Source organism: Streptomyces sp. NBC_00154 (assembly GCF_026342835.1).
GTDB lineage: Bacteria > Actinomycetota > Actinomycetes > Streptomycetales > Streptomycetaceae > Streptomyces.
Genome location: NZ_JAPEMI010000001.1, coordinates 5,472,698 through 5,499,222 on the forward strand (window position 1 = coordinate 5,472,698; position 26,525 = coordinate 5,499,222).

At 69.7% G+C, this 26,525-nt stretch carries 20 protein-coding genes; 16 read left to right on the plus strand and 4 right to left on the minus strand.

Annotated elements, in window-relative coordinates; genetic code table 11:
• The first annotated feature begins 42 nt into the window (after positions 1-42).
• The 8 genes from OHA03_RS24565 to OHA03_RS24600 all read left to right on the plus strand — a co-directional run bounded on the left by OHA03_RS24565 (position 43) and on the right by OHA03_RS24600 (position 7,842).
• The gene (locus OHA03_RS24565; protein ID WP_267005946.1) at positions 43-942 is read left to right on the plus strand and encodes an amino acid ABC transporter permease; all 900 of its coding nucleotides are present in this window, start codon (positions 43-45) and stop codon (positions 940-942) included.
• A 41-nt stretch (positions 943-983) separates the two neighbouring features.
• Positions 984-1,736 (plus strand): amino acid ABC transporter ATP-binding protein, encoded by a 753-nt coding sequence (locus OHA03_RS24570; RefSeq protein ID WP_267008146.1) that lies wholly within the window; start codon positions 984-986, stop codon positions 1,734-1,736.
• A 59-nt stretch (positions 1,737-1,795) separates the two neighbouring features.
• Complete coding sequence (locus OHA03_RS24575) at positions 1,796-2,770, plus strand: ABC transporter substrate-binding protein (protein ID WP_267005947.1); 975 nt, start codon at positions 1,796-1,798, stop codon at positions 2,768-2,770.
• 21 nt (positions 2,771-2,791) lie between these two features.
• Positions 2,792-3,859: an LLM class flavin-dependent oxidoreductase gene (locus OHA03_RS24580; RefSeq protein WP_267005948.1), complete on the plus strand. Its 1,068-nt coding sequence runs from the start codon at positions 2,792-2,794 to the stop codon at positions 3,857-3,859.
• On the plus strand, positions 3,856-5,160 hold the full coding sequence (locus tag OHA03_RS24585) for an NtaA/DmoA family FMN-dependent monooxygenase (protein ID WP_267005949.1): 1,305 nt from the start codon (positions 3,856-3,858) through the stop codon (positions 5,158-5,160). Before OHA03_RS24580 ends, OHA03_RS24585 begins: the two co-directional genes overlap by 4 nt.
• Positions 5,161-5,164: 4 nt before the next feature.
• On the plus strand, positions 5,165-5,980 hold the full coding sequence (locus OHA03_RS24590) for a DUF1684 domain-containing protein (protein WP_267005950.1): 816 nt from the start codon (positions 5,165-5,167) through the stop codon (positions 5,978-5,980).
• Positions 5,981-6,254: 274 nt separating this feature from the next.
• On the plus strand, positions 6,255-7,154 hold the full coding sequence (locus OHA03_RS24595) for a S1 family peptidase (RefSeq protein ID WP_267005951.1): 900 nt from the start codon (positions 6,255-6,257) through the stop codon (positions 7,152-7,154).
• Between the two features lie 208 nt (positions 7,155-7,362).
• A complete protein-coding gene (locus OHA03_RS24600; protein ID WP_030977230.1) occupies positions 7,363-7,842 on the plus strand; it encodes a hypothetical protein in 480 nt (159 codons plus the stop codon).
• A 52-nt stretch (positions 7,843-7,894) separates the two neighbouring features.
• On the opposite strand, the gene OHA03_RS24605 is transcribed toward OHA03_RS24600, so the two are convergent.
• On the minus strand, positions 7,895-8,821 hold the full coding sequence (locus OHA03_RS24605; protein WP_267005952.1) for a DUF4231 domain-containing protein: 927 nt from the start codon (positions 8,819-8,821) through the stop codon (positions 7,895-7,897).
• Between the two features lie 212 nt (positions 8,822-9,033).
• Between OHA03_RS24605 and fxsA the strand changes: the two genes are divergently transcribed.
• From fxsA to fxsT, 4 genes are all read left to right on the plus strand, one after another.
• A complete protein-coding gene (gene fxsA, locus OHA03_RS24610; protein WP_267005953.1) occupies positions 9,034-9,201 on the plus strand; it encodes an FxSxx-COOH cyclophane-containing RiPP peptide in 168 nt (55 codons plus the stop codon).
• Positions 9,202-9,231: 30 nt separating this feature from the next.
• Positions 9,232-11,505: a radical SAM/SPASM protein FxsB, inactivated metallohydrolase extension form gene (gene fxsB, locus OHA03_RS24615; protein ID WP_267005954.1), complete on the plus strand. Its 2,274-nt coding sequence runs from the start codon at positions 9,232-9,234 to the stop codon at positions 11,503-11,505.
• Between the two features lie 212 nt (positions 11,506-11,717).
• Entirely contained in the window at positions 11,718-13,073 is a 1,356-nt protein-coding gene (fsxC, locus tag OHA03_RS24620; protein ID WP_267008147.1) for an FxsC protein, read from the plus strand.
• On the plus strand, positions 13,057-16,992 hold the full coding sequence (gene fxsT, locus OHA03_RS24625; protein ID WP_267005955.1) for an FxSxx-COOH system tetratricopeptide repeat protein: 3,936 nt from the start codon (positions 13,057-13,059) through the stop codon (positions 16,990-16,992). The genes fsxC and fxsT overlap by 17 nt, the downstream gene beginning before the upstream one ends.
• Before the next feature lie 54 nt (positions 16,993-17,046).
• Here the strand turns inward: fxsT and OHA03_RS24630 are convergent, their stop codons facing one another.
• Entirely contained in the window at positions 17,047-17,922 is an 876-nt protein-coding gene (locus OHA03_RS24630) for an alpha/beta fold hydrolase (protein WP_030918025.1), read from the minus strand.
• A 391-nt stretch (positions 17,923-18,313) separates the two neighbouring features.
• Here OHA03_RS24630 and OHA03_RS24635 point away from each other — a divergent pair, with 391 nt between their 5' ends.
• Positions 18,314-19,399, plus strand: coding sequence for a S1 family peptidase (locus OHA03_RS24635; protein WP_267005956.1), 1,086 nt, complete (start codon positions 18,314-18,316; stop codon positions 19,397-19,399).
• A 128-nt stretch (positions 19,400-19,527) separates the two neighbouring features.
• Here OHA03_RS24635 and OHA03_RS24640 read toward each other — a convergent pair whose 3' ends face one another.
• Entirely contained in the window at positions 19,528-20,040 is a 513-nt protein-coding gene (locus OHA03_RS24640) for a hypothetical protein (protein ID WP_267005957.1), read from the minus strand.
• 268 nt (positions 20,041-20,308) lie between these two features.
• Entirely contained in the window at positions 20,309-20,446 is a 138-nt protein-coding gene (locus OHA03_RS24645) for a hypothetical protein (RefSeq protein ID WP_267005958.1), read from the minus strand.
• Between the two features lie 544 nt (positions 20,447-20,990).
• Between OHA03_RS24645 and OHA03_RS24650 the strand changes: the two genes are divergently transcribed.
• The 3 genes from OHA03_RS24650 (at position 20,991) to OHA03_RS24660 (ending at position 26,421) form a co-directional block, all read left to right on the plus strand.
• Complete coding sequence (locus tag OHA03_RS24650) at positions 20,991-21,344, plus strand: hypothetical protein (protein WP_267005959.1); 354 nt, start codon at positions 20,991-20,993, stop codon at positions 21,342-21,344.
• Positions 21,345-21,919: 575 nt separating this feature from the next.
• Positions 21,920-25,417 carry a DNA polymerase III subunit alpha gene (locus OHA03_RS24655; RefSeq protein ID WP_267005960.1) on the plus strand — a complete coding sequence of 1,166 codons (3,498 nt, stop codon included), beginning with the start codon at positions 21,920-21,922 and terminating at the stop codon, positions 25,415-25,417.
• Positions 25,414-26,421: a hypothetical protein gene (locus OHA03_RS24660; RefSeq protein WP_267005961.1), complete on the plus strand. Its 1,008-nt coding sequence runs from the start codon at positions 25,414-25,416 to the stop codon at positions 26,419-26,421. The genes OHA03_RS24655 and OHA03_RS24660 overlap by 4 nt, the downstream gene beginning before the upstream one ends.
• The last annotated feature ends 104 nt before the right edge of the window (positions 26,422-26,525 follow it).

A 26,525-nucleotide genomic window follows, 5' to 3' on the forward strand; every position in this document is an offset into this window, starting at 1 on the left:
CCGTACCCCTTAGTCCCATGGCTCGTATCCCAAGGAATCCTCATGTCGCTCACCAGCGATCCACCTCTCGACAAAGCGACCGGTCCACGGGCCGATGACGCCTCCGCCATCGACTACGGCGCGCTCACCGTCGTCCCCGTGCGCCACCCCTGGCGCTGGGCCGCCGTCGTCGCCACCGCCGTCCTGCTCGCCCAGTTCCTGCACGGTCTGGTGACCAACCCCGGCTGGGAGTGGGACGTCTTCGCCCGCTTCTTCACCGCCGAGACCATCCTCAAAGCCGTCTGGATCACCCTCCAACTGACCTTCTACGGAACGGTGCTCGGCTTCGCGCTCGGCATCGTGCTCGCCTTCATGCGGCTGTCGGCCAGCCCGTTCCTCGGCGCGGTCGCCTACGCGTATATCTGGGCGTTCCGCTCCATACCGCTCATCGTCCAGCTGCTCTTCTGGTTCAACCTCGCCTACCTCTACAAGGAGTTGCAGTTCGGCATCCCGTTCGGGCCCGGCTTCTTCTCCTTCGACACGATGAACCTCGTCGGCGCGATGAGCGCGGCCGTCCTCGGGCTCGCACTGCACCAGGCGGCCTACGCGGCGGAGATCGTCCGCGGCGGCGTACTCGCCGTGGACAGCGGCCAGTTGGAGGCGGCCGCCGCGCTCGGGATCCCCCGGCACCGGCAGCTGTGGCGGATCGTACTGCCGCAGGCGATGCGTTCCATCCTGCCGAACGCCGCCAACGAGATCATCTCGCTCTTCAAGGGCACCTCGATCGTCTCCGTGATGGCGATCGGCGAACTCTTCTACCAGGTCCAGGTCGTCTACGGACGCAACGGCAGGGTCGTACCGCTGCTGATGGTGGCCACCGTCTGGTACATCCTCCTGACCACCGTGCTCTCCGTCCTCCAGTACTACGTCGAACGTCACTACGCCAAGGGGGCCGCGCGATGAGCGCCACCACGACCGATTCCACGGATGCCGTCCCGGACGCCATGGTCGAGATCCGCGCCGTGCACAAGAGCTTCGGCACCCTCGAAGTCCTGCGCGGCATCGATCTGTCCGTACGCGCCGGAGAGGTGACCGTCGTCCTCGGCCCTTCCGGGTCCGGCAAGTCCACCCTGCTGCGCACCATCAACCACCTGGAGAAGGTCGACAACGGCTGGATCAGTGTCGACGGCACCCTGGTCGGCTACCGCAGGGACGGCAACAAACTGTACGAGCTCCGCGAGCGTGAGGTCCTGCGCCAGCGCACCCGGATCGGCTTCGTCTTCCAGAACTTCAATCTCTTCCCGCACCTCACGGTCCTGGAGAACATCATCGAGGCGCCGGTCTCCGCCCTGCGCCGCCCCCGCAAGGATGCGGTCGCCGCCGCCGGGAAGCTCCTCGCCCGGGTCGGACTCGCCGACAAGGCGGGGGCGTACCCGAAGCAGCTCTCCGGCGGGCAACAGCAACGCGTCGCCATCGCCCGCGCGCTCGCTCTCGAACCGAAGCTGCTGCTCTTCGACGAGCCGACCTCGGCGCTCGACCCCGAACTGGTCGGCGAAGTCCTCGATGTCATCAAGGACTTGGCGCACGGCGGCACCACGATGATCGTCGTCACGCACGAGATCGGCTTCGCTCGCGAGGTCGCCGACACCGTCGTCTTCATGGACGAGGGACGGATCGTCGAGCAGGGCGCCCCCGCCGACGTACTCGACCGTCCGGAACATCCGCGCACCCGCGCCTTCCTCTCCAAGGTCCTGTGACCCCGATGTCCCCTTCCACCCTTTCCAGCTCTTCCGCACCGTCTGCAAGGAGCGCCCACGTGTCCGTCCGCCGTACCCTCGCCGCCACGCTCGCCACCCTCACCGCCGCCGGACTCCTCACGGCCTGCGGTACGAGCGACGCCGCCACCGACGAGATCAACCCGAAGGGACAGCGGGGCACCGGCATCAACATCGGGCCCGACCAGCACCGGATCCGGGAGAAGAAGGTCGACGCCATCGCGGCGAAGGTGCCGGCAGCCGTCCGCGAACGCGGCACGCTGCGGCTGGGCGCGAGCGCCGACGCCTCGCCCCCGCTCGGCTTCTACGCCACCGACGACAAGACCCGGATCGGCTCCGAGATCGACATAGCGACCCTGATCGCCGACACGCTCGGGTTGAAGCCCGAGTTCGAGGAGGTCTCCTGGGAGAACCTCTTCGTCGGCCTCGACAGCTCCAAGTTCGACGGCGTCCTGTCGAACGTCACAGTCACCGAGGAACGCAAGGAGAAGTACGACTTCGCGACCTACCGGCTCGACAACATCGCCTTCGAGGCCAAGAAGGGCTCCGGCTGGAAGGTGAAGGGCCCCAAGGACGTGGCGGGGAAGACCGTCGCCGTCGCGTCCGGCACCAACCAGGAGAAGATCCTCGTCGACTGGAGCGAGCAGAACGTCAAGGCCGGGCGCAAGCCGGTGGACATCAAGTACTTCCAGAAGGACACCGACTACTACCTGGCCCTGCAGTCCGGCCGGATCGACGGCTATCTCGGCCCCAGCCCGTCGGTGAACTACCACGTGGCGTCGGCGGGCCAGTCCGAGGTCGTCGGCACGCTGTCGGGCGGCGGCGACGGCCTCCAGGGGAAGATCGCCGCCACCACGAAGAGGGACAGCGGCCTGGTCGAGGCGTACGCGGCCGCCATCGACCACATCATCGAAGACGGCTCGTACGCCAAGGTGCTGGGGCGCTGGGGGCTCTCCAACGAGGCCGTCGAGAAGTCCGAGATCAACCCGCCCGGCCTTCCCAAGCCCAAGAACTGAGCCCGAGAGGTACGCACAGCAATGTCTGCCACCACCGCTCTTCACCTGGCCGCCGAGATCGGCGGCCCGCCCCGCTACGACGCCCGGAACTACGTCGAGCTCGCCCGGCTCGCCGAGCGCGGGACACTCGACTTCGTGACCCTCGGCGACTCGTTCGCCCGCCCCGGGCTCGACGCGCTCGCCGTGCTCTCCCGGGTCGCGCCCGCCACCCGCAGGATCGGGCTGGTGCCGACCGTCACCACCACCCACACCGAGCCGTTCCATGTCTCGTCCGCCGTGGCCACCCTGGACTGGGTGAGCCGCGGCCGGGCGGGCTGGAGCGCCGAGGTGTCGACGACCGAGGCCGAGGCCCGGCTGTTCGGCCGGCGGTCCGCCGCGCCCGCCGCCGAGCTGTGGCGCGAGGCGGGCGAGACCGCCGATGTCGGCGCCCGGCTGTGGGACAGCTGGGAGGACGACGCGGAGATCCGGGATGTCGCCACCGGCCGCTTCGTCGACCGGGACAAGCTGCACTACGTCGACTTCGAGGGCGCGACGTTCACCGTCCGCGGACCGGCCATCGTGCCCAGGCCACCGCAGGGCCACCCGGTCACCGTGATCGACGGGACGGGAGGACCGAGCCAGGAGGCAGCGGCGCGCCACGCCGATGTCGTACTCGTACGGGCCACCGGGCCCGAGCAGGCCGCGGGCATCCGGGCGGACGTACGGCGCCGCGCCGCGGCGTACGGCCGCGACCCCGACACCCTGCGGGTGCTGGTGGCGCTCACCGTCGATCTCGGGGACGCCGAGACCGCGCCGGAACCCGGTCTGGAGAGCGGACCGCCGCTCGCCGCCGGGGGCTCGTACTACCGGGGCGGCCCGGTCGACCTCGCCGAACTGATCGCCCAGTGGCACCGGGCCGGAGCCGTCGACGGCTTCCACCTCACGCCCATCACACCGGAGCGCGATCTCGAACGGATCGTCAACGGAACCGTCGCCCTGCTTCAGCACCGCAGCCTGTTCCGCACCTTCTACCCGGGAGGCACGCTCCGCGAGCACCTGGGACTGGCGCGCCCGGCGAACCGATACGCCCTTGCGGAGGGACGAGCATGACCGCACCGACGCGGAAGCAGATGCATCTGGCCGCCCATTTCCCCGGCGTGAACAACACCACCGTCTGGACCGACCCCCGCTCGAAGAGCCAGATCGACTTCTCCTCCTTCGAGCACCTCGCCCGCACGGCGGAACGCGGCAGGTTCGACTTCTTCTTCCTCGCGGAGGGGCTCCGGCTGCGCGAGCACAACGGGCGGATCCACGATCTGGACGTGGTCGGCCGACCCGAGTCCCTCACGGTGCTGAGCGCCCTGGCCGCCGTCACCGACCGGCTCGGTCTCGCCGCCACCGTCAACGCGACCTTCAACGAGCCGTACGAACTGGCCCGGCGGCTCGCCACCCTCGACCACCTCAGCGACGGCCGGGCCGCCTGGAACGTCGTCACCTCCTCCGACGCCTTCACCGGGGAGAACTTCCGGCGCGGCGGCTATCTCGACCGGGCCGACCGCTACACCCGGGCCGCCGAGTTCGTCGCCACGGCCCGCGAACTGTGGGACACCTGGACCCCCGACGGAACCCCGCGCCCCTTCCGTCACCAGGGGCGGCACTTCGCCATCGAGGGCGAGTTCACCGTCCCGCGCTCCCCGCAGGGCCACCCGGTCGTCATCCAGGCCGGGGACTCCCCGGAGGGCCGAGAGTTCGCCGCGTCCGCCGCCGACGTCATCTTCACCCGGCACGGCACCCTGGAGGCAGGCCGCACCTTCTACTCCGACGTCAAGGCGCGGCTGGCGAAGTACGGCCGGCAACCCGACGATCTGAAGATCATGCCCGGGGTCACCTTCGTCCTCGGCGACAGCGACGCCGAGGCCCAGGAGCGGGCGGCCGAGATCCGCCGCCAGCAGATCTCCCCGCAGAACGCGATCCTTGCCCTGGAACAGGTCTGGGGCCGCGACCTCTCCTCGTACGATCCGGACGGGCCGCTCCCCGAGATCGACCCGGACCCCGATTCCGGGCTGGTCCAGGGCCGGGTCAGGATCGGTGACCCGCTCGCCGTCGCGGCTCGCTGGCGCGCGCTGTCCGAGGCCAAGGGGTTGTCCATCCGGCAGACGGTCATCGAGACGACGGGGCGGCAGTCGTTCATCGGCAGCCCGGAGACGGTCGCCTCGGAGCTCGTCGAGTTCGTCTCGACCGACGCGGCCGACGGCTTCATCCTCGTACCGCATCTCACCCCGGGCGGCCTCGACGACTTCGTCGACCGGGTCGTCCCGCTGCTCCAGGAACGCGGAGCCTTCCGCTCCGAATACACCGGTCTCACTCTCCGGTCCCATCTCGGGCTGGCCGATCCAGTAGGGAAGGATTGATCGCATGAGCATGGACACGCAGCAGGCGCAACAAGTGGGACAGGCGGAGCAGGAATGGATCCGCTGGCACGAGGAGCGCACCGCCACGGTCTCGGCACCGCACGGACCGCTCTCCCTCACCGGCACGCACTGGCTGTCCGACCACCCGGAGGGTCGAATTCCGGCCGTCCCCGGGCAGTGGCGGGAGGACGGCGACGAGGTGGTGCTCACAGCCGTGGCCGAGGACGGGCTCACCGTCGACGGGAAGCCCTTCACCGGCGAGGTGCGGCTCACCGCGGACGGCGGTGCGATCGAAACCTCCCGCGTCGCACACGGCGAGCGGCGACTGGTTGTGCTGAGCCGTGAAGGGCTGTGGGCGGTACGGGACTTCGACCCGGACTCCGCGGCGCGAAAAACCTTCCGGGCCATCGAGGCGACGCCGTACGACGCCCGCTGGGCGCTGACGGGCACCTTCCGTCCGTACGACACCACCCGCTCGGTCCGGGTCGGGAACGCCGACGGAGTCGAGCGCGGACTCGGTCTCGGCGGTGAGATCGCCTTCGAGGTGGACGGAACGGAGCGCACCCTCCAGGTCACGGTCGAGCAGGACGGCTCGCTCTGGGCGGTCTTCGCCGACGCCACCAGCGGGAAGAGCAGCTTTCGCTTCCGCTTCCTGCGGCCCGCGGCGCCGGCCGAGGACGGCGGTGTGACGGTCGACCTCAACCGCGCCGTGCTGCCGCCGTGCGCCTTCGCCGACCACTTCATCTGCCCCTTCCCGCCCCCCGGCAACGCCCTTCCCGTCGCCGTCGAGGCGGGGGAGCGGAACCGGATCGACAACTGACGTACCGCTGACGTACCGGCGACACACCCTCGTATTTCATCCGGGCGGGCCCCGGCAGCTCACGTGCTGCCGGGGCCTGCCGCAGGCGCAGGGCGACGACCTCAGGCCAAAAGGCCCTCTTGCGCCAGAAGTTGACGCCTTGAATACTCCCGAGCAGCGCTTGTCAGGGGCACGTCGTATCCGGAATGCGGACCACGGCCGTGCGCCCGACTGCGCCTCACGGGTCCGACCACCCCACGGGCGGACCCCCGTTTCCCCTTGGGAGGAATCAGAAGTGAGGATCAAGCGCACTACCCCCCTCAGCGGCATGGCGAGACGAAGCAGGGTCGTCGCGATCTCCGCAGGCCTTGTCGCTGTCGCCGCTCTCGCGGTGCCCAGCGCCCACGCCAACTCCACCGGGACGTTCAGCGCCAACCAGCTCACCGCCGCGAGCGACGCCGTGCTCGGCGCGGACATAGCCGGAACCGCCTGGAACGTCGACCCGGCGACCAAGACCCTGCGGGTCACGGTCGACAGTACGGTCTCCCAGGCCGAGATCAAGCAGATCAAGAAGTCCGCCGGAGCCAACGCCGGCGCACTGCGGATCGAGCGCACGTCCGGCACCTTCAACAAGCTGCTCTCCGGCGGCGACGCCATCTACGCGCCCGGCTGGCGCTGTTCGCTGGGCTTCAACGTCCGCAGCGGCAGCACCTACTACTTCCTGACCGCCGGTCACTGCACCGACGGCAACCCGCCGTGGTACACCAACTCGTCGAACTCCACGAGCATCGGGCCGACGGTCGGATCGAGCTTCCCGACCAACGACTACGGCATCGTGCGGTACGACAACGCCTCGGTCGCCCATGCGGGCACCGTCGGCAGCCAGGACATCACCAGCGCGGCCAACGCCACGGTCGGTATGTCCGTCACCCGCCGCGGCTCCACCACCGGCATCCACAGCGGAACCGTCACCGCTCTCAACGCCACGGTCAACTACGGCGGCGGCGACATCGTCTACGGCATGATCCAGACAAACGTGTGTGCGGAGCCCGGCGACTCGGGTGGCCCGCTCTACTCCGGCACCAGGGCGATCGGACTCACCTCGGGCGGCAGCGGCAACTGCAGCTCCGGTGGTACGACGTTCTTCCAGCCGGTCACCGAGGCGCTCAGCGCATACGGCGTCAGCGTCTACTGACGCCCGGCACTCCACGCACCCTCTCGAAACCGCGTTCGGCAACGCCAGAGCCCCCGCCCGAATTCCGGGCGGGGGCTCCCGTTCACCCCGCGGCTTTTGAGAGGATGTGGGGAAGGATGGTCGCGCAGGAGCAACGGGGGCGGATGCTGTGCCTTCCGGAGGGATGCCCTCCGGGACCCCCGGCAGACACCCCAGGGGGTTCCAGTCCGTGAAACGCATCGGAGTGACCGGACATCGCAGCATCCCCGAGGAAGCGCATGCCCATGTGATGGCCGGGATACGAGCGGTGCTCTGCGGCTTCGACGGCTCCCTGGAGGCCCTCTCCAGCCTGGCTGTGGGAGCGGACCAGCTCTTCGCCGACCTGGCACTCGCCTGCGGGGCGGAACTGACCGTGGTCATCCCCAGCGGTGACTACGAGGCCTGCTTCGCCGACGGGCCCGAACTGGCCCGCTACCGAAGCCTCAAGGGCCGCGCGGCCCGCGAGGTCCGGCTGGACTTCCCGCACTCCACCGACGAGGCGTACTACGCGGCGGGCGCCTACATCGCCGACCACTGCGACCGGCTGCTCGCGGTGTGGGACGGCCGGCCGGCCCGCGGCTTCGGCGGCACGGGCGACATCGTGACGTACGCCCGGACGCTCGGCCGCCCGGTGACGGTGATCTGGCGCGACGGAGTCGAGCGCGCCTGACCGGTCGTCGCGAACCGCTTCGTATACGGGCGGGCCACTACGGACGGTTCCGTCACATCTGGTGTCGGGCGAGCCAGTCGGTGTGCTGCGGGGAGACGATGCGCTCGGTCTCGAAAACCGCCCGGGGCCACTGCCGTTCGGTGAGTGTGGTCTCCATCGCGACCTGCATCGACTCCAGATCCTTCTCCACCAGTGAATGGGCGGAGATCAGGGGATGGTGGCGGCGCATCTCGCTCCATGCCAGACAGGCCGCGGCAGCCGCGGACAGCGCTCCGGTCGTGGCGAAGGACTGTCCGACGGAGAACATCCTCAACAGGGCAAGGACCAGAGCGAAGGCGGTCAGCGCGGCGATCGTGGTCGACCAGACCAGGGTGGCGCGCCGGGACACCTCCTGACGGCGGCGGTACCAACTGCGCTGTTCGATCAGCCGATCCCGTACATATGTCTCCTTGCGTACGGTGAACGCTTTGTCCCGTAACTCGCGCATGGAATCCGTGATGAGTCCGCCCGAATCTGTCATACGCTCACGGGGGTCCGGCCACCCCACCTTCCGGAGCTCCTGCAGTCCCTCTTCGAGACGATTTGCGAACACTGCTTCGGGGTGCTGGGTGCCGGTGTCGAAAGGGGAACCGTGCACCGAGTAACGCCAGCACATCGACTTGATGAACTCTGCCGCGGAGCGGTTTAATTGCCAATGCGACTTTGCTTTGCGGCGGGATGAGAGGTAGGTCGTGATCAGGACACCCAGGTAGGCCAACACGCCGACGGAGTCGGTCAGTTGGAACGTGTCAGCAACCTCCCAGTGCCAGGGAAGCGCTGCCGGTATCGCGCCCGCGACCAGCAGGATCAGCTGCCAGCGGGTGGTATTCACCGCCTCCCGCTGCCGTGCGATCGCGATGGCGTCCGTGTGGTGAAAGAGCGCCGGTAGATCAGCGTTCCGGAAGACCAGGCTCTGCAGTGGTCCGGGAATCGCCGTCATCTTCACTCCCGTCTGCGGTTTTGTCTTCACTCATATGGCGGAATGGGTGGTTCCGTTGTGTTCGGGGCGGTCCCACGTGACGCTCGCGTTGCAAGAGGGCGTCCTCAGTTGCCAACCGAGGCCATGAGAGTAAAGTCGTGCCGCCGGACACTGCAATGGTGCAGCTGGCCGGTGCAGTTTCCGTGTCCGGAACAATCCCCTCAAGGACGGCCGTGAAAAACTCTGAATTCTCCCTCTCCTTCGCCGTTGCGAAGAAGAGCCGTGTGCCGCTCGCCGAGATCGACGCGCGTGGCAAGGAAGCCGCCAGCAAGCTCGGGCGGGTGTTTGCCGCGTCCACCGGTCGCCCGACCCAGGCATCGACCTTCAACTCGGCTCTCTAGTCGCCCCTCCGGGCTGGCTAGACTGGTGGAATGACTGGACCCCTGGTCCCTTTCCGCGAAATCGTTCTCAAGGTTCACAGCAGGTGCGATCTTGCCTGCGACCATTGCTATGTCTATGAACATGCAGATCAGAGCTGGCGTACCCGTCCGAAAACTCTCTCTGACGAAGTCATCTTCCGGACTGCTCAGCGCCTGGCTGAGCATGCCAAGACACATGCACTGCCCTCCGTGTCAGTGATCCTGCACGGAGGGGAGCCTCTGCTGGCGGGGCCCGCGCGACTGAGGCGCATCTGCGAAGAGCTCACCGCCGCCTTCGACGGCGTCGCCGAGCTCGACCTCCGTATCCATACCAACGGTCTGCAGCTCAGCCCCCGCTATCTCGACCTCTTCAGCGAGTACGACGTCAAGGTGGGCATCTCCCTCGACGGTGACCGCGAAGCAAACGACCGGCACCGCCGGTTCGCCGACGGACGCAGCAGCCACCCCCTGGTCCTCAAGGCCGTCGAGCTGCTCCGTCAGGAGCGGTACCGCCACCTGAACCTCGGTCTCCTGTGCACGATCGACATCGAGAACGACCCGCGCGCGGTACTCGACGCCCTTGTCGAGCTCGATCCGCCGCTCATCGACTTCCTTCTTCCGCACGCCACCTGGGACGAGCCCCCGCCGCGCCCGGACGGCTCGCGCACCGCCTACGCCGACTGGCTCCTCGCGGTATTCGACCGCTGGCAGGAGCAGGGGCGCCCGGTGCCTGTGCGGCTCTTCTCCTCGGTCCTGTCCACACTGAGCGGTGGTCCCAGCCTCACCGAGTCCCTCGGGCTCGCCCCCACCGACCTCGTCGTCGTCGAGACTGACGGCCAGTTGGAGCAGGTCGACTCACTCAAGAGCGCCTACGAGGGCGCGGCGGCCACCGGGTTCGACGTCTTCACGCACGCCTTCGACGAGGTCGCGGCCCATCCCGGGGTCCGCGCCCGGCAGCTCGGGCTGGACGGCGTCAGCGAGACCTGCCGCAGCTGCCCCGTCGTGCGTTCGTGCGGCGGCGGTCTGTACACCCATCGCTACAAGTCGGTGGATGCCGTGGATCCCGCCCGGGCGTTCGACCACCCTTCCGTGTACTGCGACGATCTCGAGGCGCTGGTGCGCGGCATCGAGGAGCGGACGTCGGCCGCCGCCGTACCGGCCGCGGTGGCGGACCCCGCCGAGCTGGGCGCCGAACAGCGGGACCTCACCCGCACCGCGCTCGCCGTGCTCCACAGCGACCTGGACGGACACGGCGGCGACCACTGGGCGGCCGCCTGGGAGCTGGCGTCGACGGTCGAAGGCTCCGAGGGCGGATCGCGAGGCCTGGACGAGGCGCTCGCGCACCCCTACGCCCGCAGCTGGCTGCATGACGCACTCTCCGCCGTGCACGAGGAGAGGCCGGGCGCCGGGAGGGTCGCGTGGCGGCTGTCGTCGTACGTCGCGGCCGCCGCGGTCCGCGCCGGGCTCGATCTGACCGTACCGGTCGCCTACCGGGACGGCATGCTCGCCCTGCCCGGCCTCGGCTCGCTGCGGATCGACGGGCCGCAGGACGGCACGGCCCAGGTCCGCGTCACCGACGACGGCTTCCTGGTGCGCCGCGCGAGTGACGGCCGTCAGGGTGCTTTCGAACGGCGGATCGTGCGGGACGGGGCGGCCGGTCGGGACTGGTTTCCGGTACGCCGGCTCGGTGGCGGAGACGCGCCCGGTGCGGCGCCCGGTTCGGCTCCCCGTTGGGTGCTCGACGACCTGGACCCGTACCGCGACTGCTTCCCAGCCCGCCCGGCCGCCCGGCTCCGGCAGGACGAGGCCGACCGCCTCGGCGCCGGACTGGACCGGGCCTGGGCACAGATCGCGAAGCGCGCTCCGCGGCACGCCGCGGAGATGGCCGAAAGTCTGACCACGGTGACGCCACTGACCGGCCCGGCGCCGGGGGAGCCCTCGGTGGGACGGCACGGGTACGGCGCGCTGGGCATCCGACCGGACGGCAGCGCCGAGCAGTTGCCGCACGCTCTGCTGCGTGGCTTTCGCCGGGCCAAGCTCCGGGCGCTGCTCGATGTCACGGATCTTTACGCGGCGGACGGCGCCTGGGAACATCGGACGCCGTGGCAGGAGGAACTGGTTCCGTTTTCCCGGCTGCTGGCTGAAACGTACGAACGGGTGGCGCTCGGGGCATTCGAGCCGCATTATCTCGACGGCGTACCGCAGGCCATCGAAACGCTGGAGCGCGCGGCCGAGCTCACCGTCAGCGGAAAGCAGCTGCTCGACCTGATGAGAAAAGAGGTCTGAGGCGAGGATTCCGGTTCAGGCCGGACTCCGGCACACACACGGGACAACCGGGAGGGGATGACCCACGAGCGAATTCGATCAAGGACGCGATCGATGGCGTCGGGCACGGATGACTGAAAAGGGGCGTTGAATGACCGAACGCCATGGGGGTGGAGCAAGGTCCGCTCCGGAATGATGAATTCGCTCGCATTCTTTTCACTCCTCGGGTGCGGGTGCTCACACAGGACGGGGGTCGTGTGCACGCAACAACGCAGCAGCGAGCGGCGGACCATCGGCCGTACTTCTTCTTGAGTTACGCACATACACCGGGGTACGGCGGTGGAACGGACCCCGATATGTGGGTCGAACGGCTCTTCCAGGATCTCTGTGGCCATGTGATGGCCATGACCGACCTGCCCGCGGGCGCGCCCGCCGGCTTCATGGACCGCGAGATACGCTCCGGCGAGGGCTGGTCGGAACGGCTCGGCGAGGTGCTCGCCACCTGCCGGGTGTTTGTCCCGCTGTTCTCGCCCCGCTACTTCGCCAGCGAGATGTGCGGCAAGGAGTGGTACGCCTTCGCCCAGCGAGCCATCCACTACCGGGCCCGCCACAACCAGCCCGCCGAGGCCATCGTCCCGGCCCTGTGGGTGCCGGTGCCGCCCAGCCAACTGCCTGGCCCCGCCGAGCGGTTACAGTTCAACCACCGCGACTTCGGGGACCGTTACGTCAGTGACGGGCTGTATGGGCTGATCAAGCTCAGACTCTTCGCCGAGGAGTACGAGCGGGCGGTGTACGAACTCGCCAAACGCATAGTCAACGTCGCCGACACCATGCGGATCGGCACCGGCCGTCCCGTCGACTACCGCCTCGCCCCCAGCGCCTTCGGCTCACCGAGCAGCGGAGTGACCGGCCCCCGCCCCATGCAGGTGACTATTGCGGCGGCCACCCGCCACGACCTCCCCGAAGGGCGCAGCGTCGACTACTACGGCGACAACCCGCAGGACTGGAACCCTTACCACCCCGCCTCGGCACGGCCCCTGGCCTATGTCGCCGAGGACCTGGTGCGCTCCCTCAACTACCAGGCCACCATCGCCTCCTTCGACGAGGAGTCCGGGCCCCCGGAAGGCAAACAGCCGCCCAGCAGACCGGAGATCCTGCTCGTCGACCGCTGGGCCCTGCAGGACGAGGACCGGCGCCGGCGGCTCGCCGCCTTCGACGCCGAGAATCGCCCGTGGGTGACGATGGTCGTGCCGTGGAACCGCGAGGACCCCCAGAGCAGAGCCGCCGAGGCCGAGCTGACCGCGAAGCTCGAACAGACGATGCCGACCAAGATGCGCCAGGGTCGGGCCTACTGCCGCGCCGCCGCCCGGGGCGTACCGAGCATGGAGGCTTTCGGCCAGGTCCTGCCGCAGGTGGTCGAGGCGGCGGCCCAGCAGTACCTGAGACATGCCGCGGTCTACCCACCCGCGACGGGTGGCGGACACACCGAACGGACCCGGCTGACCGGGCCGATGGCACAGACGCACTTCATACCGGAGACACACCACCCTGCGACGGATGCGGAGGACACGGATGACGGCCAGTCGTGACGGGCGCATCGTCACCTTCTACTCGTACAAGGGCGGTACGGGGCGCACCATGGCCCTGGCCAACACCGCCTGGATACTCGCCGCCAACGGCAAACGGGTACTGGCCGTCGACTGGGACCTGGAGGCGCCGGGACTCCACCGGTTCTTCCACCCGTTCCTCGACCCCTCGACCCTCGGCGCCACCACCGGCGTCATCGATCTGATCACCGAGTACGCCTGGGCCGCGACCAGCCCGGTCCAGCGGGCCGACGACTGGCACCGCGACTACGCCCGGATCCAGCCGCACGCGGTCTCCCTCACGCCCGAGACGCTCGGCTGGGAGTTCCCACAGGGCGGAACGCTCGACTTCGTCTCCGCCGGACGGCAGAACCGCGAGTACTCCGCGACCGTCTCCACCTTCGACTGGGACAACTTCTACGACCGGCTCGGCGGCGGCCACTTCTTCGACGCCCTGCGTGATGACATGAAGGCCAACTACGACTACGTCCTCATCGACAGCCGTACCGGCCTCAGCGACATCGCCGACATCTGCACCGTTCATCTGCCCGACGTCCTCGTCGACTGCTTCACCCTCAGCGACCAGTCCATCGACGGTGCCGCTTCCGTCGCCCGGCAGATCTCCGAGCGCTACACCGGCCGCCCCATCTCGATCTTCCCCGTCCCCATGCGTATCGACGAGGGCGAGAAGGAGAAGGCCGACGCAGGACGGGCGCTGGCCCGGCTGAAATTCGACCGGCTGCCGCGCGATCTGTCCGGCGACGAACTCACCGCCTACTGGGGTGCGGTGGAGATTCCGTACCGTCCCTACTATGCCTACGAGGAGACCCTGGCCACCTTCGGCGACGAGGCCGGTCTCACCAACTCGCTGCTCTCCGCCTTCGAACGGCTCACCTCCGTCATCACCGACCAGCAGATCACCTCGATGCCGCCGGTCGGCGAAGAGGTACGGCTGCGCATCCGCGACGCGTTCACCCGGCGCAGGCCCGCGCTGCCCGCCGACCTGTTCCTCAGTTATGTGGCGGAGAACCGGATGTGGGCCGACTGGATCGAATCAGTCCTCACCCGGGCCGGGTTCCGTGTTGTACCGCGCGACGTGTCCGCCGAGCGGGAGGCCCTGGAACCGGTGTCCTCGGTCGCCGAGAACGCGACCCGTACCGTGGTGCTGCTCTCCAGCGCCTACCTCAAGTCGCAGCGTGCGGTGACCCTCTGGGACCGGGCCGTCGCCGATGACCCCGGCGCCGCCCGGCGCCAGTTGCTGCCGCTCAGGGTCGGTGACGTACGGCTGTCGGCGCCGTACATCGACCGCAACCCGGTCGACCTCTTCCGGCTCGACGAGGTGCACGCCACGACCGCGCTGCTGCGCGCCCTGGACCGGCCCGTCCAGCTCACCGACGGTGTCTCGCCCGGACCGCGCTTCCCCGGGACCGTCCCGAGGATCTGGAACGCACCCCCGCGCAACCCCGGCTTCACCGGCCGCTCGCTGGTCCTGGAGCGGATGCGCGACCAGCTCGGCGGCGGGATGGCCGTCGTACTGCCCCAACCGCAGACCCTGTACGGGCTCGGCGGCGTCGGCAAGACCCAGGTGGCCCTGGAGTACGTGCACCGCTTCATGGCCGACTACGACCTGGTGTGGTGGATATCGTCCGAGCAGATCGACGACGTGGTGGCCGGGCTCGCCGAGCTCGCCGTCCGCCTCGGCGCCCAGGGCGGCGATGACATGGCGGCCGCCTCCCAGGAGGCCGTCGATCTGCTGCGGCGCGGGGTTCCCTCGGACCGCTGGCTGCTGGTCTTCGACAACGCGGACGACCCCGAACGGCTGCGGCGCTACTTCCCGCAGGGCGGCTCCGGCCACATCCTGGTCACCTCCCGGAACCAGGCATGGTCCCAGCACGGCGATGCGCTACCCGTCGATGTCTTCCTGCGGGAGGAGTCCATCGAGCACCTCCAGCGCCGCGCCCCCGGGCTGAGCGACGAGGACGCCGCCCAGGTGGCCACCGCCGTCGGTGACCTGCCGCTCGCCGTCGAACAGGCGGCCGCCTGGATTGCGGAGACCGCCACCCCGATCGACACCTATCTGGAGCAGCTGGCCCAGCAGGCCCCCGAGGTCCTGGCGCTCAACCAGCCCGCCGGCTACCCGGAGCCGGTCGCCGCGACCTGGAACATCTCCATCGAACGTCTCAAGGAGCGTTCACCGGCCGCGGTGCGGCTGCTGCAGCTCTGTGCCTTCTTCGCCCCAGAGCCGATCTCGGGGAACCTCCTGTACAGCAAGGAGATGATCGAGGCGCTCAAGCCGTACGACGCCTCGCTCCAGGAGAAGCTGGTGCTGGGCCGGGTCATCCGGGAGATCGGCCGGTTCGCCCTCGCCAAGGTGGACCAGGTCTCCAACTCGATCCAGGTGCACCGTCTGGTGCAGGCCGTCATCCGGGCGCAGCTCAGCGAGGAGGAGCAGCAGGATGCCCGGCATGTCGTGCATCGCATTCTGGCGGGCGCCCGGCCCGATGACGACGAGCCGATCGATAACCCGTCGACCTGGCCGCAGTTCGCCACCATCTGGCCGCACCTCGGCCCGTCCGACGCGCGCAACTGCAAGGAGCCCGAAGCCCGCAGGCTCCTGATCGACCGGGTCCGCTATCTGTGGAAGCGCGGTGACTTCAGGACGGCCACCACCCTCTGCGAGGAGCTGCGCGCCCTCTGGAAGGAGACGCTGGGGCAGCGGGACATCCAGTACCTCTACCTCTGCTTCCACCTCTCCAACATCTACCGCTCGCGCGGCCGTTACGTGGAGGCGAGGGAGCTCGACGAGATCACCCTCAGCCGGCAGCGGGAGATGCTGGGACCCGAGCACCCGCACACGTATATGAGCACCAGCAGCCTCGCGACGGACCTCGGCACGCTGGGGGAGTACACCAGGGCGATCGAGCTGGCGACCGAGGCCACCGAGGGATTCAGCCAGATCTTCCACGATTCGCACCCGAGGACGCTGGCCGCGGCCAACAACCTGGCGTTCACCCTGCGGGTCGTCGGCCAGTACGCCAGGGCCCGCGAGATCGACCAGGACGTGTACGACCGGCGCGTGGAGGTGCTCGGCGCGGAGCATCCGTACAGCTTGTCCTCCGCAATGAACCTGGCCCGCGATCTGCGTGACGTCGGACGGTACGAGGACTCCGTCTCCATCCTCAGCCGTACATACGACAGCTACAAGGCGACCCTCGGGCGCGCCTTCCCCGGCACGCTGAGCGCGGCGAAGAGCCTCGCGGTGTCACTGCGCAGGGCGGGCAGACTGGAGGATGCCCGCAGGCTCACGGTGGCCACCCGTGCCAGGTACCGGGCCAAATACACCTCGGCCAACCCCGAATCGCTGGCCTGCGACCTCAATATGGCGGCCGACCTGTTCGCGGCGGGCGAGGCGACCGAGGCCAGGGACGCTGCGCAGGAGGTCGTCGACCAGTACATGAAGGTGCCGGGGGAGAGGCACCCGTACACCCTGGCCGCTCTGAACAACCTCGGCGTCTACCACTCGGGGGCCGGAGCGGCGGAGGAGTCGGAGAGAGTGCTGACCCGGGTGGTCGCCACGATGCGGGAGGTGTACGGACGCGAGCACCCCAACACGCTGTTCTGTGTGATGAACCTGGCCAACGCGACGGCCGAACGGGGTGATCTCGAACTTGTGCTGGAGACCGAACGGCGGGTGGCCGGACAGCTCCGGGACGTGCTCGGGGCGCACCACCCGGAGACCCTCGCGATGATGTCGAACATGGCGGTGACGCTCGACGCGCTGGGACGCAAGGACGAGGCGCTGCGGGTCAGGTCGGAGACCGTCGAGGAACTGTCCCGGCAGCTCGGTGACGACCATCCGCTGACCCGGATCGCCCGGGAGGAGGAACGCTTCCAGCGCGAACTGGAGCCGCTCGCGGTGTGAGCCGTGGGAGCGTCCGGCCACCGCCGGACGCTCCCGGTCTCCCGGTCCCGCCTCTCACTCGGCGGGTGTGTCCAGCAGCCAGGTGAGGATCCGGGGGAGCGCGTGCAGCGCGTCGAAGTGCGCGGCCGCCGGTTCCAGCACGACGGTGGCGTGCGGGATGCGTTCAGCCAGCCAGCGTGAGTGACCGACCGGTGAGAACACGTCCTTCTCACCGTGCCACAGCAGCACCGGACCCGTGATGTCCGCCGGGTCGAACCCCCACGGGCGGCTGAACGCGATCGCGTCGTCGATCCAGCCGTACGCCGAAGTGCGCAGTCCTTCACGGTAGTTGTTCAGCAGCATGGAGCGGACCCCGGCGTCGTTCACCACCATCCGGTCGGAATCCGTCAGCTCCCGGCGCAGATCGTCGATGAGCCGAACCGGATTCTGTCTGATCACCGCGGACCGGGAGATGAACGACTCCGCCAGTCCGTCCGGGTCGGCCGCCGCCGTGGAGTACGCCAGCACATTGGAGGCGGCCATCCCGTCGAACCAGTCGAGGCCGTCCGCGCCCCAGGGGGCCAGCCCGACCAGTGCGGCGGTACGGGTGACCCGCTCGGGCATCAGCGCGGCGCAGGCCAGCGCGTGCGAGGCGCCGCCGGAGCGGCCCACCACGGCGAACTTCTCCAGCCCGATATGGTCAGCGATGGCCCGTACGTCCTCCACGACATCGGCGACACGGCGGCCCGGCAGCCGGTCGGAGCCGCCGTATCCGGGCCGGTCGTAGGTGATCAGCTGTGTCTTGCGCTGGTACAGCACCATGCCGCGTGGAGCCGGACCGAGCCGGCTGCCGGGTGTTCCGTGCAGCAGAAAGACCGGTCTGCCCCGCGGATCCCCCAGACGTTCCACCAGCAGATGCCGCCCGTCCGCCGCGCGCACCCGACTGCGCACTCCGTGCCTCCTCAGCTCGGTGCGGGCACCGCGTGCCCGGCTTTTCCTGACGATTCGATGATTACCCATCAGTGGCCTTATAGAGGCCCCCTGTTGAGGTAAACCCTGGGCGCCTGTCCGGCGGTGGCGTGAACCGGACGCACAGGGGCCAATACCGGACAGGTCCAGTCCTCACCCGCTGCCGACCGGCTGGTTGCACGCGGTGTTCGCAAACGGAACCGACATGGTGTGGCATCGGGTAAGTGAACACGACGCGGCGAAACGGTGGTGTCGTGTGTGCGTCCTGAAGTCGACCTTGTGTGCTATCGGCCCGGTCGGAATAGTGGGCGGCTCCATCCTCCGTACACAGGCACCCCACTTGTTTGTGTGCGGCCCCCACAGGAGGTCGAAGTTGAAGCATCGGCGCATATCCAGGAAGCGTGCGGTGATGGCCGGATCGGCCGTTGTCGCCCTGGTCGCAGCGGGAGTCACGTTCCAGAGTGCGAACGCCAGTGACGACGTACCGCAGTTCACCGCCCGGACCCTGACGGCGAACGCGGCCGGAAAGCTCGCCACCGCTCTCGGGCAGGATCTGGGCGGCGACGCGGCCGGCTCGTACTACGACGCCAAGTCGAAGAACCTGATCGTGAACGTGGTCGACCGGGCCGCCGCCGAGCAGGTGCGGCAGGCGGGCGGCAGGGCCAGGGTCGTGACGAACTCGCTCGCCGAGCTGACGTCGGCCCGGCAGGCCCTCACTGCCAAGGCCACGATCCCCGGCACCTCATGGGCCGTCGACCCGGTCAGCAACAAGGTGGTCGTCACTGCCGACCGTACGGTTGACGGTGCGGCCTGGGACAGACTCGGCGCGGTCGTCGACGGGCTGGGCGGCAAGGCCGAACTCAAGAAAACCGCCGGGGAGTTCAAGCCGTTCATCGCGGGCGGCGACGCGATCTGGGGCAACGGCGGGCGCTGTTCGCTCGGCTTCAACGTGGTCAAGGACGGTGAGCCGTACTTCCTGACCGCGGGACACTGCACCGAGGCGATCAGCAGTTGGTCCGACTCGCAGGGCGGCGCGGAGATCGGTACGAACGCGGGATCCGAATTCCCGGGCAACGACTTCGGGCTGGTGAAGTACACCTCCGACGCGCCGCACCCCAGCGAGGTCGACCTCTACAACGGCTCCACCCAGCCGATCACCAAGGCGGGCGAGGCGACCGTCGGCATGACGGTGACCCGCAGCGGTTCCACCACCCAGGTGCACGACGGCCAGGTCACCGGCCTGGACGCCACGGTGAACTACGGCAACGGCGACATCGTCGAAGGCCTCATCCAGACGACGGTCTGCGCGGAGCCGGGCGACAGCGGCGGCTCGCTCTTCGCGGGCGACACCGCGATCGGCCTGACCTCCGGCGGCAGCGGCGACTGCTCCTCGGGCGGCGAGACGTTCTTCCAGCCGGTGCCCGAGGCGCTGGCGGCATTCGGGGCCGAGATCGGCTGATCGGTCGGTCCTCGGGGCGCCGTCCCCTGTTCGTCGGCCGGGTCCGATTCCGGACCCGGCCGACGAACGAGTCCGGGCATGCCGCAGAACGCCAGGCCGGCGCCGGACTGCTCGCAGAGCGGCCCTGATCAGGAGGCCGTTGACTCCAGGTGGTAGGTCGTGTCGACCCAGAAGCCGTTCGCGGCCCTGGCCTTGATCTCCAGCACGTACTGGCCGGGAGTCAGCGGCGCGATGCTGCCCCAGATGCCCCACGCGTAGCGCTGGGTCAGCCCCGTCCTGAACGGTGCGGAGAACTCCTGCAGCGGCAACGGAATGCTGTTGAGCGACGCCGTGGCCTCTGCCACCGTCATGGACCGAGGGATCCTCGAGTACGACCTGGTGTGCTGCATATTGAGCACCGGGAAGAAGACCGGCCGGTCCGAGGGAATCGCGCAGCGCCGCACCACGTGGCCGCCGTAGGTACCGGCCAGGAACCAGAGGTCGTCCGGCTGGTTCCAGGCGGCGTGCTCACCTGTTGTGTCCTCGACCGGGCTGCGGTCGTCAGGGGCGGACAGCGCCCATTTCCACCAGCGGCCCGCGAGGTCTCCGCCCTCTTCGTTGCTCAGCTTCCGGACACTGTCGACCGATTCCGCACCACTCATGACGCTCCTCCCGCGTGCAGCCCCTGGCTCGGGGCTCGATTCGAACAAGCGGACAGTACCCGGGACGGATGAAGGGCTCGAAGGCGACCTTTGAGGCCGGTGGCGCCGGCTCGCTGGGACCCGGGTCGCCGCGTCGCACGCGAGGACGGTGACCAGGTCGCGACGGCCGCCCACGGCACGGGAGACCGCGGCAACTTCGAGGAGCGCACTGCGCAGTTCGGCGTGACCGACCGATCCGGACGTGTCGACGACCGCGGCCCGCTCGAGCTCAGCTCACCGTACTGAAGAGGGCCGGCCCCTCCTGCGCGCGGGCACGCGAGATCTCGATCACGGCGACCGACGCGTGCTCGCACTCAAGGGTGTTCTTCTGCTTGTGCCCGTCCGGACCGTTGGTCTGCGCACGCAACACCGAAGGTGACAACGACCCATCTGCAACCCGGCGACTTCGTAACGGGCCAGGTGGAGTGCTTCCGGGCAGCGATTCGGATGAGAGGGGGCTGTTAGATTCCAACTCCCGTCTGACCGCGGGAGCATAGACATCATGGGGGGAAGAGCTTCGTGCTCACCAAACGAAGATTTCGTGCTGCCCTCATAGCCGCCTGCGCTATGAGTCTCATCGGCACCACAGTATCTGCCGCCACCGTCCGGGCCGAGCGGAACGCGACCGACCACGCGCCCGCGACCGTGCCCGTCGACGGTCTGGCCGAGGCACAGCAAGCCGCAGCCCGGTCCGGCCACCAGGTCGAGGCCGTCAGCGAGCGGACCGAAACCACCACCACCTGGGCGAACGGTGACGGCACCGTGACGGTGGACTACCACGCCGCCCCGATCCGTCTGCCCGGCGAGGACGCAGCGGACGGCTGGCGGACCGTGGACGCCGATCTGGTGCGCGCGGCCGCGGGATCGTACGCGGCCAAGGCCCAACCATCCCCGCTCAGTCTGGATTGCCCATGTCACTCCGCGTTGGTAAGCGGGCCGCCACCCTCACCGGGGTGGCAGCGGCCCTTGTCGTCCTGTGCGCGACCTCCTTCTGGTGGTTCCACCGCACGGACGACACCCCGTACTCCGTCGCAGCCGAGCCGAAGGTGAGCGTCACCTACAAGGGCGAGTCCCCGTCCAAGGAGATGCGTACCTTCCTGACCGTGTTCGTCCAGCGTCTGGCAGACGGTGACGTGAAGGGCATCGACGCGCTGTCCGACGGTTACCCCGACGGTGCGGCGGCGGCCAGGGAGTCCTCGGACTTCCTGCGCCCGCTCGCACCGCGGCCGGTGGTGGCCCGGTCATGGCACACGCCGGACCGGTGAGCGACAGCCGTTCATTCCTGCAGCGCATCGAGGCACCGCAGGGCGGTACGGCCGAGGCCGAACTCACTTTGTCCAACGGTAAGCATGTGCACATCCAACTGGCCAGGTAGCACGGTGTGTGGTGGGGCTACGCACTCGCTCCGGCCGACTGATACCGGTCACGGCCCGGGGCCGGATGCTCGTACGGCGCGAGCGTCCGGCCCTTCCGTCTGCGTACGCGTGATCGATGCGCCACTCCCCAGGAGGTTTTCATCTGCACCGTGGCTCACGCGAAGAGCACCGGGGCGGTCGCCGCTCCCTCGGTGTCGTCCGGCACGCCGACGCAGGAGGCGATGGACAGCAGCTGCAGTGCCTGCGCCGACGACCAGCAGCGCCGCCCGTGCGGTGACGGCGTTCCTCACCTCGTCGGCGAAAGTCATGCCCCCGCGGTCCGAGGAGTCCGGCATTCGCGCAGGCGGGGGCGGGTCGAACGGCGGAGGAGTGGGCGCCGCCTCGATTATCGTACGCATGTTCGAAACTTGGTCTATGGTGGAGAGCGAGGGGGTGGTGAGTACGGATCGGTCCAGGAGGTGCGGGTGCCCGGGTTCACGCATCTGCACACCGTTTCCGGGTTCTCCCTGCGCTATGGGGCCTCGCACCCGGAGCGGCTGGCGGAGCGCGCTGCCGAGCGGGGGATGGATGCCCTCGCGCTGACCGACCGCGACACCCTCGCAGGCACGGTCCGCTTCGCCAAGGCCTGCGACAGGGCCGGGGTGCGGCCGCTCTTCGGGGTGGGGCTCGCGGTGGGGGCGGAGGGTGCGGAGCGCACGCCGGAGGGCGGGCGTACGCAGCGGCCGCGGACCCCGGTCCGTGGTGGCGCCTTCGTCGATGAGTCGGCGCCCCGGGTCACCTTCCTCGCCCGGGACGGCGCACGCGGCTGGGCGGAGCTGTGCCGCCTCGTCACCGCCGCGCATGCCGTGACCGGCGACCTGCGGACCGGTGCCGGGCAGCCCCTGGTCGAGCGGTCCGCGCTGCCCGCCGAAGGGCTCACCGTGCTGCTCGGGCCGGCCTCCGAGGTCGGCAGGGCGCTGGCCGCCGGACGCCCCGACCGGGCCGCCGCGCTGCTCGCGCCCTGGCGGGAGATCTACGGCGACGACCTGCGCCTCGAAGCCGTCCACCACGGGCGTGAAGGCACCGGCCCCGGGTCGCTGCGGCTCGCCGCCCGTACCGTCGGCTTCGCTGCCGAACAAGGGGTACGGGCCGTGCTGACCAATGCCGTCCGGTATGCCGATGCCGGGCAGGGCCCGGTCGCCGATGTGCTCGACGCCGCCCGCAGGCTCGTCCCCGTCGATCCGCGCCGTGCCCCGCTCGACAGCGGTGAGCGCTGGCTCAAGGACGACCGTGCGATGCGGGAGACCGCCGAGCGGATCACTTCCGCCGCCGGACTCGGCCGCGATGCCGGAGCGCGGCTGCTCGCGGAGACCCGGCGCACCGCCGACGCCTGCGTCGTCGACCCCGAACGCGACCTCGGCCTCGGCACCGTCCACTTCCCCGAGCCGCATCTCGTCGGTGCGGGCCGCCGCACCGCCCAGCGCGTACTGGCCTCCCGCGCCGCCGCGGGCATGGTGCTGCGCGGCTACGACCGCAGGCGCGACTACTGGGAGCGGATGCATCACGAGCTGGACATCATCGACTACCACGGCTTCGCCTCCTACTTCCTGACGGTCGCCCAAGTCGTCGATGACGTAAGGGAGATGAAGGTCAGGGTGGCTGCGCGTGGCTCGGGGGCCGGCTCGCTGGTCAACCACCTCCTGGGCATCGCCCACGCCGACCCCGTCGAGCACGGGCTGCTGATGGAGCGCTTTCTCTCCAAGCGGCGCTTCGTTCTGCCCGACATCGACATCGACGTCGAGTCCGCCCGCCGCCTCGACGTCTACCGCGCGATCATCGAACGGTTCGGCGCCGAGCGGGTCGCGACCGTCGCCATGCCCGAGACCTATCGGGTGCGCCATGCCATCCGGGACGTCGGCGCCGCGCTCTCCATGAACCCGGCCGAGACCGACCGGCTCGCCAAGGCCTTCCCGCACATCCGGGCCCGCGACGCCCGCGCGGCCATGGAGGAGCTGCCCGAACTGCGCGAGGTGGCGCGGGAGAAGGGGAAATACGGGCGGTTCTGGGAGCTGGTGGAGGCGCTGGACGCCCTGCCGCGCGGCATCGCCATGCACCCGTGCGGGGTGCTCCTCTCGGACGCCTCGCTGCTGCGCCGTACGCCCGTCATGCCCACCAGCGGCGAAGGCTTCCCGATGGCGCAGTTCGACAAGGACGACGTGGAGGACCTCGGGCTGCTCAAGCTCGATGTGCTGGGCGTGCGGATGCAGTCGGCGATGGCGCACGCGGTCATGGAGGTGAAGCGGGCCTCGGGTCAGGAGGTCGACCTGGACGCCGTGCCGCCCGGCGACCCGGAGACGTACCGGCTGATCAGGACCGCCGAGACGCTGGGCTGCTTCCAGATCGAATCGCCGGGTCAGCGCGATCTGGTCGGCAGGCTGCAGCCCGCCACCTTCCACGATCTGGTGGTCGACATCTCGCTGTTCCGGCCGGGGCCGGTCGCCGCCGACATGGTGCGTCCGTTCATCGAGGCCCGGCACGGCCGGGCGCCCGTCCGCTACCCCCACCCCGACCTGGAGGGACCGCTGCGCGAGACATATGGCGTGGTCGTCTTCCACGAGCAGATCATCGAGATGGTCGACATCATGACCGGCTGCGGCCGGGACGAGGCCGACCGGGTGCGGCGCGGGCTCTCCGACCCCGAGCTGCAGGGCCGGATCAAGGACGGGTTCGCGCAGCGGGCGGCGGCGAAGGGCTACAGCACCGAAGTGATCGCCCGGACCTGGGAGATCATCGAGGCGTTCGGCTCGTACGGCTTCTGCAAGGCGCACGCGGTCGCCTTCGCCGTACCGACGTACCAGTCGGCGTGGCTCAAGGCGCACCACCCGGCGGCTTTTTACGCCGGGCTGCTCACCCATGACCCGGGGATGTACCCGAAGCGGCTGCTGCTCGCGGACGCACGGCGGCGCGGTGTGCCGGTGCTGCCGCTGGATGTGAACCGGTCGGCGGCCGCCCATCGAATCGAACTGGTGTCCGGTGAGGAGGGGGATTCCGAGGTGTGGGGGCTGCGGCTGGCGCTCTCGGACGTCCATGGCATCAGCAAGGCCGAGGTCGCCCGGATCGAGGCCGGGCAGCCCTACACCTCGCTGCTGGACTTCTGGCAGCGGGCCCGACCGGGCAAGCCGGCCGCCGAACGACTGGCCCAGGTCGGCGCGTTGGACGCCTTCGGTGCCAACCGCCGTGATCTGCTGCTGCATCTCTCCGAGCTCCACCGCGCCCAGCGGGGAACCGGGACGAGGTCCGGATCCGGTGGCGCGCAACTCCCGCTCGACGACGGCCGGAAGACCGGCTCCATCGGCCTGCCCGACCTCAATGACGCGGAACGTCTCAGTGCCGAGCTCGGCGTTCTGAGCATGGACGTCTCCCGCCATCTGATGGGTGATCACCACGCGTTCCTGAAGGAGCTCGGTGCGGTCTCAGCCAAACGGCTGCGCGAGGCGCGGCACGGGGAGACCGTGCTGGTCGCGGGCGCCAAGGCGGCCACTCAGACCCCGCCGATCCGGTCCGGCCGCCGGGTCATCTTCACCACCCTGGACGACGGTACGGGCCTGGTCGACCTGGCCTTCTTCGACGACAGTCACGCCGCCTGCGCGCACACCGTCTTCCACTCCTGGCTGCTGCTCGTGCGTGGAGTGGTGCAGCGGCGCGGGCCGCAGAGTCTCAGCGTGGTCGGCGAGGTCGCCTGGAACCTGGCGGAACTGGCCGAACTGCGGCGTACCGGCGGACTCGAAGCGGTCGCGGCCCGGCTGGCGGAGGACGCCGCAGCGGAGGAGGAGCCCCCGGGCGACCGGGTGGCCGACGACGGCCGCCGCATCCATCTGCCGACCGGATACGAGATGAACCCCTGGTCCGACCTCCAGCCGCCCGGCGAAGGCGTCGCCACCGGAAGGAAGCTGTGGCACCAGTCCCCGGGGAGTGCGGGATGAGCGACACGTACGAGGAGCCGGGGATCCTGTACCTGCGGTTCCGCAAGGTCGGCGGTGGCCTTCCGGACAGTGCCGGTTACGCCGGGCTGCTCGCTCTCCTCGGCGCATTCACCCCGGTCGTCGAGGCGGCGCCGCCGGACGGGGCGCTCGCCGATGTGCGCGGTGCGCTGCGCTACTTCGGGCGGGACGCGGCAGGGCTGGCGGCGGTGATCCGGGTCCGTGCGCTCGCCCTGCACGGGGTGGACTGCGCGATCGGGGCGGCCGAGAACCCGATGCTGGCCCGGATGGCGGCGCGGCGGGCCGCGCCCGGGGCGACTTCTGTGGTGCCCGGCGGCGGGGGCGCCGCATTCCTCGCGGCCGAGCCGGTCGTCGCACTGGACGGTGTCGGGGCGGCGACCGCCCGCACACTGTGCGGATACGGGCTCGACTCCGTCGGCCGGATCGCGGCGGCTCCGCTCGCCACCCTGCAACGGATCACCGGTGTACGGACCGGGCGCGAACTGTGGGAGCGGGCGCGCGGCATCGACCGTACGAAGGTCGTGCCGAACGCCGCCGCCCGGTCGGTCGCCGCCGAGCGGTCCTTCCCGCGCGACGAGCTGGACCCGGAGCGACAGCGCCGCGCGCTCATGTCGCTCGCCGAGGAGCTGGGGGCCCGGATGCGCGGGGACGGCCAGGTGTGCCGGGCGCTCGCGGTCTCCGTGCGCTACGCCGACCGGACCGGCTACTCGACGCTGACCCGCAGCCGTACGCTCCGTGAGCCCACCGCCCACTCCGCGGCGCTCACCGGACTCGCCTACCGGATCCATGACTCGTTCGGGCTGCAGCGGGCCCGGGTGCGGGGGATCGGGCTGCGCGCCGAGGGGCTCACGGACCGCGAACGGGCCGCCCATCAGCTGTCGTTCGACCCGGTGGACGAGCGGGCGCGGCGGATCGAGGCGGTGGCGGACCGGCTGCGGGCCAGGTTCGGTCCGCAGGCCGTGATGCCGGGCCGACTCGCTGCCTGACCTGCCGTCATGTCGATCGACCTGGATCTTGGGTGATGCTGCGTCAGTTTTTACCGACGCGTAACTTCCCCCGCTACCTTACTCGCGCGTAATTTGGCATGAGC